13 protein-coding genes are annotated in these 13,038 nt (G+C 64.9%); 8 read left to right on the top strand and 5 right to left on the bottom strand.

Features of this window, described 5'->3' with window-relative positions; translation table 11 throughout:
- Positions 1-5: 5 nt before the first annotated feature.
- Together LFT43_RS02125 and LFT43_RS02120 are read right to left on the bottom strand one after the other, a co-directional pair.
- Positions 6-1,268 (bottom strand): acyl-CoA dehydrogenase family protein, encoded by a 1,263-nt coding sequence (locus tag LFT43_RS02125; RefSeq protein ID WP_395800798.1) that lies wholly within the window; start codon positions 1,266-1,268, stop codon positions 6-8.
- On the bottom strand, positions 1,265-2,056 hold the full coding sequence (locus LFT43_RS02120) for an SDR family NAD(P)-dependent oxidoreductase (RefSeq protein ID WP_395800796.1): 792 nt from the start codon (positions 2,054-2,056) through the stop codon (positions 1,265-1,267). Before LFT43_RS02120 ends, LFT43_RS02125 begins: the two co-directional genes overlap by 4 nt.
- Before the next feature lie 110 nt (positions 2,057-2,166).
- Between LFT43_RS02120 and LFT43_RS02115 the strand changes: the two genes are divergently transcribed.
- Positions 2,167-3,333 carry a glycoside hydrolase family 76 protein gene (locus LFT43_RS02115; protein ID WP_395800794.1) on the top strand — a complete coding sequence of 389 codons (1,167 nt, stop codon included), beginning with the start codon at positions 2,167-2,169 and terminating at the stop codon, positions 3,331-3,333.
- 126 nt (positions 3,334-3,459) lie between these two features.
- Positions 3,460-3,969 carry a hypothetical protein gene (locus LFT43_RS02110; RefSeq protein WP_395800792.1) on the top strand — a complete coding sequence of 170 codons (510 nt, stop codon included), beginning with the start codon at positions 3,460-3,462 and terminating at the stop codon, positions 3,967-3,969.
- An 8-nt stretch (positions 3,970-3,977) separates the two neighbouring features.
- On the opposite strand, the gene LFT43_RS02105 is transcribed toward LFT43_RS02110, so the two are convergent.
- The gene (locus tag LFT43_RS02105) at positions 3,978-4,580 is read right to left on the bottom strand and encodes a YdeI family protein (protein WP_395800790.1); all 603 of its coding nucleotides are present in this window, start codon (positions 4,578-4,580) and stop codon (positions 3,978-3,980) included.
- A gap of 64 nt (positions 4,581-4,644) precedes the next feature.
- Here LFT43_RS02105 and LFT43_RS02100 point away from each other — a divergent pair, with 64 nt between their 5' ends.
- The 6 genes from LFT43_RS02100 (at position 4,645) to LFT43_RS02075 (ending at position 10,611) form a co-directional block, all read left to right on the top strand.
- A complete protein-coding gene (locus tag LFT43_RS02100; RefSeq protein ID WP_395800788.1) occupies positions 4,645-5,313 on the top strand; it encodes a VOC family protein in 669 nt (222 codons plus the stop codon).
- 381 nt (positions 5,314-5,694) lie between these two features.
- On the top strand, positions 5,695-6,234 hold the full coding sequence (locus LFT43_RS02095) for an NUDIX hydrolase family protein (protein ID WP_234754938.1): 540 nt from the start codon (positions 5,695-5,697) through the stop codon (positions 6,232-6,234).
- 91 nt (positions 6,235-6,325) lie between these two features.
- Positions 6,326-7,366: a DUF6707 family protein gene (locus LFT43_RS02090; protein ID WP_395800786.1), complete on the top strand. Its 1,041-nt coding sequence runs from the start codon at positions 6,326-6,328 to the stop codon at positions 7,364-7,366.
- 61 nt (positions 7,367-7,427) lie between these two features.
- Entirely contained in the window at positions 7,428-8,153 is a 726-nt protein-coding gene (locus LFT43_RS02085; RefSeq protein WP_395800784.1) for an SRPBCC domain-containing protein, read from the top strand.
- A gap of 33 nt (positions 8,154-8,186) precedes the next feature.
- Positions 8,187-9,533, top strand: coding sequence for a tRNA guanosine(34) transglycosylase Tgt (gene tgt / locus LFT43_RS02080; protein ID WP_395800782.1), 1,347 nt, complete (start codon positions 8,187-8,189; stop codon positions 9,531-9,533).
- Positions 9,534-9,681: 148 nt separating this feature from the next.
- Complete coding sequence (locus tag LFT43_RS02075; RefSeq protein ID WP_395800780.1) at positions 9,682-10,611, top strand: hypothetical protein; 930 nt, start codon at positions 9,682-9,684, stop codon at positions 10,609-10,611.
- A 112-nt stretch (positions 10,612-10,723) separates the two neighbouring features.
- Here the strand turns inward: LFT43_RS02075 and LFT43_RS02070 are convergent, their stop codons facing one another.
- Positions 10,724-12,268, bottom strand: a complete 1,545-nt coding sequence (locus LFT43_RS02070) for a DUF6297 family protein (RefSeq protein ID WP_395800778.1) — start codon at positions 12,266-12,268, stop codon at positions 10,724-10,726.
- A complete protein-coding gene (locus LFT43_RS02065) occupies positions 12,265-12,951 on the bottom strand; it encodes an ATP-binding cassette domain-containing protein (protein ID WP_395800776.1) in 687 nt (228 codons plus the stop codon). Before LFT43_RS02065 ends, LFT43_RS02070 begins: the two co-directional genes overlap by 4 nt.
- Positions 12,952-13,038 lie beyond the last annotated feature (87 nt).

Raw genomic sequence — 13,038 nt, 5'->3', positions numbered from 1 at the left:
CCCCGTCAAACGATCGCGGAAACCCCAGTAACCGCACGGCCCACAATGAGCGAGTTGATCTCGAACGAACCCTCGTACGTGTAGATCGCTTCGGCGTCCGCAAAGATCTTGGCCATTTTGTAATCGGTCACAATGCCGTTTCCGCCCAGGATGGACCGGCCCATCGCCACGGTTTCACGCATCCGGGCGCTGCAGTAGGACTTGGCCAAGGCCACCTGGGACATCTGGGCGCCGCCGTGCCGCACTCCCGTGCTGTCCGTGTAGATATCCTCCTGCAGCTGGGCTATCCGCACCATCATGCCCATGCTGGCCACCGCATTGCCGAGCATGTCCACCAGTTGCTGCTGAATGAGCTGGAACTTCGCCAGCGGCCGTCCGAACTGCTGGCGTTCAAGCGCGTACTGGCGGGCGACGTCGAACGCCGCCAACTGCTGCCCCACGGCCTGCCAGGCCACCATGAGCCTGGAGCCGCGCAGCAGGTGGTTGGTGTCGGCGAAACTGTCGATCCCCGCGAAGCGGTCCGCCTCGGCAATCCGGACGTCCTTGAGGACAATGTCTGCGTTCTGCACCGTGCGCAGGGCGATCTTGTTTTCGATCTTGGTGCGCGTCACGCCGGGAAGGGTGGCGTCCACGATGAAGCCTCGAACTGCGCCGTCGGCCTCGTCCCGGGCCCAGACCAGCATGTGATCGCAGAACGTCCCGTTGCCGATCCAGCGCTTGGCGCCGTTCAGCACCCAGTAGTCGCCGCCGTCGTCGGCTCCCCCCGCGACCCGGCGCGCCGCGGTCTGCATGCCGCCGGCCACATCGGAACCGTGATCCGGTTCCGTGAGCGCAAAAGCGCCCGTGGTCCGCAGGTTGGAGGCGTCGTCGAGGTACCGGTCCTGCTGGTCCTTGGAACCAAACTCGTAGAGGGCCTCGATGAAAAGGTCGTGGTGGACCATGAAGAACGTGGCAATCGAGGTGTCCACGCGGGTCATTTCCGCGATCACGAGCCCGGCGAACAGGTTGCTGTAGCCGCGGTGCGTCGGAGTGCTGAGGCGAAGCGCGGCAAGCTTGGGCAGGATGTGTGCCGGGAACTCGGCTTTGTCCCACCAATCCTTGGCGTAGGGAGCGATTTCCGTGGCCAGAAATTCCCGGAGCTCGTTGAGCTTGCGCTGTTCCTGGACGCTGAGAAGCGATTCGAAATCGAAAAAGTCCGCCGCAGGGAGGGAAGCACCGGGACCAGCCGAGTGTTCGACGGCGGCCGCCACCTTGTGCGTCTGGCTCACTTTGGTGCCATCCGGATAGCGCCGTCGAGGCGGATGGTTTCGCCGTTGAGCATGGCGTTTTCGACGATGTGCGCCACAAGGTTGGCGTATTCGGCGGGACGGCCAAGACGGGCGGGGTGCGGTACTTGCTGGCCCAGGGAGAGCTGCGCGTCTTGAGGCAGGCCGGCCAGCATGGGGGTTTCGAAGATGCCGGGCGCAATGGCCATCACACGGACCAGCGAGCGTGCGAGTTCACGGGCCAGGGGGAGCGTCATCGCGGCAACGGCTCCCTTGGAGGCCGCATACGCGGGCTGTCCGATCTGGCCGTCGAATGCCGCCACGGAGGCCGTGTTGATGATGACGCCGCGTTCCTCACCGCCGAGCTCGGTGGACGCAGGCTCGTTCTGGGCCATCGCGGCAGCGGCAAGTCGGATGACGTTGAAGGTGCCTACGAGGTTGATCTGGATGACCCTGTTGAAGTTCTCCAGCGGCAGCACGCCGTCCTTGCCGAGCACCTTGCCTGGGGTTGCCACGCCAGCACAGTTGACCAGGATCCGGAGCGGGCCCAGGGCGACGGCGGCATTGACAGCGGCCTGCACTTGCTCTTCGTTGGTGACATCGGCGGCAACGAACACGGCCCTGCCGGCAGCGCCTGAGTCGTTGAGTTCGGCCGCGAGAGCTTCGCCAGGAGAGGAGTGGAGGTCAAGCAGCACCACCGATGCTCCGGCGTCGAGCAATCGCCTGGCAGTGGCGGCTCCCAATCCCGAGGCCCCGCCGGTAATCAACGCAACTGCGCCTTTGATGTCCATCCATCCTCCTCGATGCAGAACCAAAATCCGTTAATGAATGTTAACTGAATCACTTTGATTGTGCACTGCGGAGGGGCCTGCGGCCAAGCGCGCAGAGTTAGGCTGTCACCATGTCCGCCCCCGACACCTCGCAGGGCACCTCCGGAACACCGGATTGGGCCGCGCGAGCCGACGACGCCGCACGTTCAGTCACCCGGCATTTCGGACGGCGCCTCCTCTTTCTTCCCGGAACCCACCTCGCGGCGTCGATTCGGCCCTCCAGCCGTTTTCCGGGTCAGCCGTGGAACTACTGGTGGCAGGCGCACTACGTCGATTGCCTCGTGGACGCCGGGTTGCGCGAACTGACCTCGGGAGCAAGGTTCGACGGCGGTGATCGCCCGAGCGCCGGCCGGCTCGCTTCACGCTTGGTCAGCACCATCCGCTTGCGCAATTTCCTTCGCTACGTGAACGGCTACTACGACGACATGGCATGGCTCGCCCTCGCCACCCTGCGCTTGGACGCCCTGGCCGAAAAGGGGCGCCAGCCCGGCCGCCGACGCAACGCCCGGTTGCAGAGAAGCCTCTCTCCGCAGCTCGAATCGGCCTCCACGGACGATCTGGGCGGCGGCACCTTCTGGAGCACCAAACGCGATTTCAAGAACACCCCCGCCACGGCCCCGGTGGCCCTGCATTTCGCCCGTACCGGCAAGCCGCAGCGGGCCCAAAGCCTGCTGGACTGGCTCGACGCCACGCTCTTCGAACCCACCCGGGGCCTGTACCTTGATGGTGCCCGGATCCAGGAAGGCAAGTTGGTCCTGGCGGAGGAGATCTACACCTACAACCAGGGCCCCGTGCTCGGCGCCCTCCTGGAGCTGGGTGGAGCGACGAACGTGGCACGCGCTGCCGCCCTGGTGAGCTCGGTGGCCGAACACCTGACCGTCCCCGGGCCTGACACTCAGGGGAGGCTCGTTCTTCGCGGCGAAGGAACCGGCGACGGCGGGCTCTTCACCGGGATCCTCGTCCGTTACCTGGCACTCGCCGCGGAGGACATGCGTTTGCTTGCCACCAGCCAGGCCACCGCCCGCCGGCTAGTGCTCAATACCGCGGAGGCGCTGTGGGCGGGGCGAACTGTGCGCACCGCGAGCCCGGACGAAGCCAACGACGACGACGACTGGCTCATCTTCTCGATGGAACCCCAGCGTTCGGCCGCCAGCACGTACCCGGCGGGCACCGCCGTCGAGCTCTCCACACAACTACAGGCGTGGATGGTGCTGGAAGCCGCGGCGCGAGTCCAATAATCGATTGCTCCGTGAGCGTCGTTTTCAGCCTCCAAAAGGCCACTTACGGAGCAATCGATGGGGGCAGAGGCTTCGTCAACGCACATTTTCCGGCGCCTTGTCTGTGCCGCGGCCTAGGCTGGAGCTGTGAATCCGATCCCGAGTCCGTTTCCTGTCACAGTGGTCGCCCCGCCGCCGGAATGGTGGCAGATCCTTGGCGCGCTCAGCCCGCTCGCTGTCCTTGCCGCGGCGATGGTTGCCGCGATCGTAGCCCTCCTGTCCCTGCGGCAGAAGGCGCGGGCGGACAACAGGTCCGAATGGTGGCGCCGCGCTCAATGGGCGCTGGACGCGTCCCGGTCCCGGAGTCGTTCCGAGGCCGAAATGGGCCAAAAAGCCATCGAGCTTCTGGGCCAAAGCGATCTCGCGTCGCGGGAGGAACTCGCGCTCCTCAAGGTCGGCACTGAGGATGCTCTCCTGGCAGCTGCCAAGGCATCTGAAACCCGCACCCTCACCCCGTCGCAACGTCCCGCCTCGGTGAGCCCCGAGGACCGCAAAGTACAGATCGCCGCCGCCAAGGCCAGGGTCATGTTGGACCAGCGGCTCAGCGAGGACACCCCAGGCTGGATCGTTGCGCTCTCTCAGGAGGCGCCCGGGTAAAGTCCCGGCTATTCTGCCACCGCCGGCTTTTTCTTCTGCGGATACGGGGTCTCCTGCCTCGCCAGCATCTCCACGAAACCCTCGATCTTCCTGGCCCGCGTCTCGGCCTTCTTCACCGAGTTGGTGCGGTAGATCAGGGCATAGCGGTTGACCGACGTCAACACGTCGAACATCGCCTGGGCTGCCGGAACCGCCGAGATGGCTGCAGCGAGGTCCTCCGGAACTTCCGCATCCGCCTGGCCCACGTACGCAGCCTCCCAGCGCCCATCCGCCTTGGCGCTCTCGACGACGGCCCATCCGGCCGGGGTCATCTTGCCCTCAGCTTCCAAACGGGCAATGTGCCCCACGTTCCGTTTGGACCAGGGGCTCTTGGGGCCGCGGCGGGTCATGCGCTGGAAGACGCTCTCGCCGTCGCGCCTTCTGCCTTGGCCGTCGATCCAGCCGAAACAGAGGCACTCATCCAAGGCAGCGGCGTAGTCCAGTTCCGTCACGTTGCCGCCCTTTTTGTGCAGCACCAGCCAGACGCCGGGGCTATCGGCGCCGTTCTTTTCGAGCCAGGCCCGCCATTCGGCAGCATCTTTGACGATCAGTTCTTCAAGTTCAACAGCCATGGCCCCATTCTGGTGCCCGCTAGGCTGAGACGAAAGCCCACCCGACTCCCGTCCCGGAGGATCCATGCTTCGCGTCCGCCCCATCCAGTTCACGTCCGACGTCGCCGCTTGGAAGCACCTTCTTGTGGCGCTGGGCCTCGTGTGCGTAGTGGATCGCGGGGATTGGGTGGAGTTCGACGCCGGTTCTGGCCGCGTCGCTCTGCACCGCACCGCCGCGGACTCGCCCGACGACGGCACTACCGTGTTCGGCGTCGAGGTCGGCGACCTGGCCGAGTTCGCCCGACGCACCGTTGCGGACGGAACCCGCGCCGAACTCTTCGATGCCGATCACGGGCAGGCCGTGCGTATTACCGCCCAGGACGGCTTCACGTTCCCCGCCGACAAGGCGACCAGCCGCGCGACCAGCCCGGAAGCGGACCCGGGGCTCGCCGTCGTCGGGACCTGGCTCACGCCGGATGTGCCGGGGGCCGCGCAGGAGTTGCGCAACATTGGCGCCCGACCGCGGAACATGTCCACCGACGCCGCGGATTTCAGCACGAAGAACGGCGGCATCCTTTTGGTCCGGCAGTCTTCGGAGACGGCCGCGGGAGGCCTCTCTTTCGAGTACGACGGCGACCTCGCAGCTCTGGAAGCCCGGCTCACCGCCGCCGGACTCAGGGCAGCCCGGACCGGCTCGCTCCTCACGGTCCAGGCCCCGCGCGGCGGAACCATCACTGTGGCGGGGCCTGCATAACCAAACGCTCGCTCACATCTACGGGCCTTCCCCCAACGCTCCTGCAGATCTGACGCCGAACAGCCAAACGCTCGCTCACCTCTACGGGCCTTTCCCCCAACGCTCGCTCACCTATACAGGCCCCTCCCCCAACGCTCGCTCACCTATACAGGCCCCTCCCCCAACGCTCGCTCACCTATATGGGTCTTTCCCCCCGACGCTTCTGCACATCATCTCCAGGAGCGTTCCGGCGTTTGGGCTCATAAGTGCGCGAGCGTTGCCGATTAGGCATCAAAGGTGACGGAGCGTTCAGGGGATCCTTCTCCGGCAAGTCGCTCGACGAAATCCTGGCCGTCTGATTCGTAGGGCGTGGAACGGCCAGTGATGGGGTAGAACTTAACCATGAGTGTTCGTACCCCTGATCCCTACTCCGGCTGGCTTTCCGATGAAGACCTCTTCGAAGCCCGCGGCCGCCTCCCCATGGTTTACGTGGAGGCGGTTCCCGTGCGTCTGGACCCACTCGGATTCGTCAACGAGGTAGGCACCCTTCTGCAGGGCGACGCCGACGGCGCCATGGTCCGTTCCTTCGTCTCCGGCCGCGTGCTCTACCGCGAAACCATCCGGGCCGCGCTGTTGCGGCACATGGAAAAGGATCTCGGCCCGCTGGCGTTCCCGCAATTGCCTGTGAGCCCCGTGCCGTTCACGGTGGCCGAATACTTCCCAGCCCCATCGCAGACCGGTTTCACGGACGACCGCCAACACGCCGTGTCCCTCGTCTACGTCATCCCTGTAACCGGCGAATGCGAACCACGCCAAGATGCCCTCGAGCTGACGTGGATGACTCCCCAGGAGATCCTCAGCGACGATGTGCAGCAGGAATTCAGCGGCGGTCGCGGTAATCTGGTGCGCCAGGCTTTGGCCTTTGCCGGGGTCGGACAGTAGCAGCAGCGGCAGGTAGTAGCCGCCTCCCCGATTTGTTCGGTGGGGTTTTATAGACTGTTGGGCGGACCCCAAGAGAACCAAAGGACTTCCGATGACTCACAGCCCAGCCGACCAGCAGTACCGTGAAAAGCAGGCTGGGGCCCTGCAAATCGGGGACTACCTGTTCCTCCCCGGGGATGGTCCCGCGGAGGAAATCACGCAAATAGAGCTCGAACACGACGATTTTGGCGTGCCCGCACTCGTCCTGGTGACCACCCTCGACGGCGGAAACGTGCGCATCGCCATCGGGTCCAGCGTCCCGGTGGGAGAGGCGGTTGTCACTCTCGACGACGACGGCGACGCGCCCGCGAAGGAAGATCCCGCCACGCTCGCGGAGCCGGTTCCCGGCGACGCGCCCGACGACGTTACCTCCGAGGGCGGTACCTCCGACGGCGGCGACGAGCCCGCGGAAGCTGTTCCCGCCGTCGTCGTACCTCCTTTGCCCGCGGTGGCACCGACTGTGAGCGGGCCGGGTCCGCAGCTCGCGCTGATCCCGGAACCGACGGATTCCCCCGAGGACGTGGTGGCCGCCGCTGCCGAGGCGCACCCGGGCAGGAACGGGGTCGCGGTGCTGAGCGAACGCCTGGTGAAGGGCATCAACACGAAGTCGGGAAGCTGCCTGCGGGACCTGAGCGACCTGGCCCACGATCTCTTCATCGAGTTGCGGGATCCGGATCACGCCTTGGCCGTGGCCGACATCCTCAACGTGCTGCCGTACGACGGAAACCGCGACCGATGGATGTCCGTGGAGCGTTCCCTCGCACTTTCCAGCTTCATTTGCCGTGAACTCGGCCAAACGGAACGCGCCAAGGTCTACGATCAACTCCTGCAGGCACCGGACACCTTGGAGACAGACCCGTTCAAGGCCCGGATCAACGCCAAAGTCCGGCAACGTGGGCTCAACGAACCGAATTTGTACGACAAGGAAATCTTCCGCTCCATCGACAACGGCAACCGCGATGCCGAGCGAGAATGGCGGTTGCTCCGCCTCGAAACCCTGCTGTTCCTGCGCTCGCACGGCGGCTCGACCACCCTTGGCGTGGGCGAACTCGATCACCGGATAGCGAACGAGCTCGAGGCTGTGCGGGCGTAGGCGTTGGCGTTGGATTCCGCAAGACCTGTCGTGTTCGCTCCAACGGCGGTAGATTCGGGCCATGACGAACAATCTGAGCGTTGTGGTTAATGCCGACGCGCAGCAAGTTTGGACTTCGCTGCGCGAACCGTCGCTCGTGGCTCAATGGCACGGCTGGGAGGCCGACGAGCTTGGCGACGAAATCAACCAAATCTATTTCACCCCCAACGTGGTTGAAAATTCCGACCACACAAGCCTCACCGTGAATGGCGGAGACGTCTTCGAACTCACCCCGGTCAGCGGAGGCACCGAGGTCCGCGTAACGCGGGCCGCCTTGGACCATGATTCCGAATGGGCCGCGTGGGACGAGGACATCACCCAAGGCTGGCTGACCTTCCTGCACCAACTTCGGTTCGCCTTGGAACACCACCCCCACGGGCACCGGCGCACGCACTTTGTTTCCCTGCCCGGCGGTAGCGGCTCCGGCATCCAGAAACTGGGGCTGGCCGACGTTCCGGCTCCTGGGGAGGAATACTCGCTGACGTTGCCCACGGGCGAGGCCCTCTCCGGCAAGGTCTGGTTCCGGAGCAATCATCAGGTGGGCCTCACGGTACGCAGCTACGCGGAGCACGGGGACGGTCTGCTGATTGTGGCGGACCAGCCGGTGATTCCGGAGAAGAGGCCCGACGGCGGGACTGTCGTGATCGCTTCCACCTACGGCTTGGGTGCGGCCAGCCTGGACTCGATCCGCTCCCGCTGGGACGGCTGGAAGGCTGAGAACTACCCCACAGAGGTGCATTCGCACTGACAATTCACGCTCCGGGGCTGGCAGACTGTAACGGTGCCAGCCGATTCCCCACTGCCTCATTCCGGGTCTAGCTCCGAGGCCGATCCTTCCGCGCTCGTGGCTGCCCGGCAATCCGCGTTTTCCTTCGAGGTGGGCGCGCGGCTCAGCGAAACGCGTCCGCCGTCGTCGGGCCGTTCGAAAGGCAACGGTAGCCGCGGCGACGGCAAGCGCGGCGACTTCCTGGGCCGCACCGGCTCCATCACCACACCGCACGGCCAGATCCAGACGCCCGCGTTTATCGCCGTCGGGACCAAAGCCACGGTCAAGGCAGTGCTACCCGAATCCATGAAGGAGCTCGGTGCGCAGGCGTTGCTGGCCAATGCCTACCACCTGTATCTGCAACCGGGCCCGGAAATCCTGGACGCGGCGGGCGGGCTCGGCGCGTTCATGAACTGGGATGGGCCCACGTTCACCGACTCGGGCGGCTTCCAGGTGATGAGCCTCGGCTCGGGGTTCAAGAAGGTCATCGACATGACCTCCGTGGACACCTCCGGGCCCGACGACGCCGTGGCGCCGGGCAAAGAGCGGCTGGCCCATGTGGACGAGGACGGCGTCTGGTTCAAATCCCACTTGAACGGGGACCGGCACCGTTTCTCGCCGGAGATTTCCATGCGGGTGCAGCATCAGATCGGCGCCGACATCATGTTTGCCTTCGATGAGCTGACCACCCTGCAGAACTCACGTGGCTACCAAGAGGAATCCCTGGAGCGGACGCGTCGCTGGGCCGAGCGCTGCGTCGTCGAGCATCAGCGGCTGACAGCCGAGCGGGCGGGGAAGCCGTACCAAGCCCTGTTCGGCGTCATTCAGGGGGCGCAGTACGAGGACCTCCGCCGCAAGGCATGCCGGGACCTTGGCGGGATGCCCTTTGACGGTTTCGGCATCGGCGGAGCCTTGGAGAAGGAGAACCTCGGCACCATTGTGCGTTGGTGCAATGAGGAACTTCCCGAGAACAAGCCCCGGCACCTCCTGGGGATCTCCGAGCCGGATGACATCTTCACGGCCATCGAAAACGGTGCCGACACCTTTGATTGCGTCTCCCCCACTCGCGTGGCCCGCAACTCGGCCTTTTACACGCCGTCGGGACGGTTCAACCTGTCCGGCGCGCGCTACAAGACGGATTTCAGACCCCTGCAGGAGGGCTGCGACTGCTACACCTGCGCCAACTATTCGCGAGCGTACATCCACCATTTGTACAAGGCCCATGAAATGGTCTCGCACACGCTGATCTCCATCCACAACGAGCGCTTCGTGGTGAAGATGGTGGACGACGCCCGCTTCGCCATCGAATCCGGGGACTTCTTCGAGTTCAAGGCCGAGACCCTGGGGCGGTACTACGGTTAGATTCCCGTCGCCTCCCGTCGAAATCGCTGGAACGGTGCCGGTTCGCCGGAGCGTTCGGGCGAACCGGGACAGTTCCGGCGACCCCACGTTTTCCACATAGCCGGCCAAGCCGCTTCCGTGAGCCCCGGCCGCCAGCGAGGCTGGATCAATGACGCCTTCCCCTCTGCCTTCGCTCCCGGAAAAAGGAAACCTTTGGCGCACCGATCAACTCCACGCACATGGGCTTAATTCCCGTGCAATCCTCCTCTTGGTGCGTCGCGGCAAGCTTGTCCGGCTACGGTACGGCTGCTACATCCGGGCCGCGCTCTGGAAGAAGCAATCCGCTAGGCTCCGCAGCACGCAACTGATTTACGCACACGCGCATGGAACGCTCACGACGTCGACGGGAGACTTCGTATATAGCCACACCTCGGCGGCACGGCTGCACCGCCTCTTCCTCTGGAATGTTGACGACCTCATCCACATCCTGCTGCGGGTCCGGCCGTCCAGCGAGCGCCTCGGCAAGGACGTCCGCGGTCACACCAGGCCTTTCGACGAGACGGACATTGTGACAATCGGGAACTTGCGGGTCACGTCCTTGGAGCGGACCGTGGTGGATTGTGCCATGTTGCTTAGCTATAAGCACGCTCTGGTGCTCATGGACCATGCACTCAGGCTTGGCGCTGATCGTGCGCAAATGCAGGCCATGGCCGACGCATTGGATGGCCGGCGCGGCGTCCGGAACCTTCGAAAGGCCCTGGTCAACGCTGATCCACGATCCGAGTCGGCCGGCGAAACTTTGTGTCGCGAACTCATCTCGCGGCTGAAGTTGCCGATGCCTGAACCGCAGGTTGAGGTGCAGAGCCGGGCAGGTCGGCATCGGCTCGACTTTGCCTGGCGGGAGGCAAAGGTCGCGTTGGAGTTCGATGGCAGAACCAAGTACTTCGATTTCAAACCAACAGACGAGGTGATTTTCCAGGAGCGACGCCGGGAGAAGGCCCTTAGCGAAGACGGTTGGCGTTTCGTCCGAGTGGAATGGAAGCAACTCTTTCGCGAGCAGGAATTCAAGAGCCGGATACTGAGCGCCCTCCGTCGTTAGCCTGCCGACGTCGAACCAGCCCGCCGCCGTCGAGATCGCCGGAACGCGCCTCGGTCGCCGAAACTCTCGGGCGAGCCGGCACCGTTCCAGCGAGCTCGCGCTCTAGAGGCCCTTACGGGCGGTCCGCCGTCGTCACGCCGATCACCAGAAGCACCACGTTGAGCACGACGGCGGGAGTCACCAGGAGCTCGGGGGCGTTGAACAGCATGCCCAACGCCAAGGGAACCAGAGCGAAAAGGCTCAGCACGTAGCCTCGGATCCTCGTTCCCAGCATGGCGGGTCCGCTACGACCAAGCTGCATGAGGTACACGAGCTTGGTCAGGTCTTCCTGCTGGCGGAATGCGCGCCGCAGCATGCCCGCACCCAGGCCGCCTCCTGCCGCCGCACCCAGGACGAGGAGCTCCACCCGGAAGCCACCGGCCAGCACGAAGAATCCGGCAGCCGCCGTCGTCCACAATCCCATCAGCATGACCGGCAGCGCGACGTGAACCCAGCGTGAGGCCGTCCTGGAAATCGGGAGGAGCGCGTCGAGGCTCGGGGCCATGCGCAACTGCCAAAGCGGGCCGGCCGCCGCTGTGGAAGAGAAGATCGCCGCTGCAAGCAGGACGGGGAGCAGGATGATGGGCGAATCGAACGTCTGGATCAGTCCGGTCAGGGGAACGACGGCGAGACCCAAGCCCCAGCGCCACAGCCGGCCGGGTTGCCGCGCGAGGACCGTCGCTTCCGCGTGGAAAAGCGCGCCAGCTGCGGTTCGGGGCGTGCCCGGGAGCCTGATCCTACTCCGTTTGCCGCCGCTGGAAAGCGAGGCGCTGAGCTCCCCGGTGTCCATTAGCGTCAGCGCAGCCTGGACATGTCCCCTCGCGGACCCTGCCTTGAGCAGCGACATCGTGCGGACACTGGAAAGCTTGTTTCGCATACCAAGTGCTGCAGCCACCAAAACGATCGCAGGAGCGGCAGCGAAGATCCATTCGCCTTGGAGTGTCCCGAAAAGCATCCCGCCGAGGACTACCGAAAGACCGGCCAACACCCACGTGGTCGCAGGGCCCCGACGCGGTCTCTGGTTCTTGGTTGGGTCTTGATGCCCGGCCGGGGCCGCCAAGCGCGTCTGGGCGAACGCGGCGAGCGCAAGGATCGCCGCACCGGTCAACGCCCCGGCGAGGATCCGCCCGGCAAACACCGCCGCGTTCGAGCCGCTGATGATCGCTACGGGAACGGTGGCAAGGGCGCCGACGACGGCTGCGGCCAAGACTGCGCGGCGCAAGCCTCGGGCGAGAAGGGGTTCGCGGTTGATGGCCAACGAGTACCACCAGTACCGCTGATTCGCCGTGATGGCCATGGGCCCGAGCCGGCCGGACACCCAATAGGCCACGAGACCCAAGAGCCCGAACCCTGCCACTAGTCCATACTCAACAGGTACGACTCCGTAGTTACCCGAAAGCAAATGTCCGCCGAAGCCATGCTCCGCTGCGGCGGTGAGCCCGTTGAGCAAACCTGTCGCGTAAATCAGGCCGACCCCGAACGTCAGGAACTGGACGTACAGCTCATTGAGCCTTGAAAGCAGGGACTGGCCGCGCGGGCGAATGACATTGCGAGTTGCACGCTCCGGGTCGAAGTCCACGAACTCCGGCCGCGCTACGGCAGCGGTGGACATGCTCATCGTCGGATCCTCGCCACGGCTTCGTCGGTACTAACCACGCGCGCACCCCCGTCGTCGACGATCACCGCCCGGGTACACGCCGCCTGGGCCACGTCCGCATCGTGCGTGACCATCACGACGGCCGCATTCTTCTTGGCAGTCCGGGCAATCCGCTGCGCCAGAAGGCCGCGCATGCGGGTATCGAGCCGCTGTTCGGGTTCGTCCAGGACCAGCAACTCGAAGGGCCGGATGAATGCTGAGGCAAGCAGGAGTTTGCGCCGTTGTCCCGAGGAAAGCTGATCGGGGAAGGCATCCGCCACGGTTTGTAGTTCAAAGAAGTCGATCTCGTCCTCCACAGCCGCATCCGGGTTGGCGACACCATGTCCGCGGGCCACCAAGGAAAGGTGCTCGCGGACCGTGAGTGAATCGAAGTAGGCATCCTCATCCAGCAGCACCGATACCTTGCTGCGAAACAGGGCAGAGCGGTCGTCCGGCATCAAGCCAAGCACGTGGGCATCGCCCTCAATGGCGGCCTGGGCGCCAATCATGGTGCGCAGCAGGGTGGACTTGCCGGCACCGTTTTCCCCGACCATCCCGAGCACTTGCCCGGAGAAGAGTTCGACGTCGAGCGGCCCACACACTGGATGGTCGCCATAGCCTGCAACAAGATTCGCTGCCGTCAACACGGCGTTCCCGGGCTTCATCCTCTGAACCTACCGGACTTTTCTGCGGCTCCCCTGAGCCTCCGACGCTCACTCACCTATGTGGCGTCCCGGCCCGACGCTCACTCA

Origin of the sequence: Arthrobacter sp. FW306-04-A (assembly GCF_044358315.1) — a bacterium.
Classification (GTDB): Bacteria; Actinomycetota; Actinomycetes; order Actinomycetales; family Micrococcaceae; genus Arthrobacter.
The sequence above is the reverse complement of the archived record's forward strand: the minus strand, read 5'-3'. Positions and strand labels throughout refer to the sequence as shown.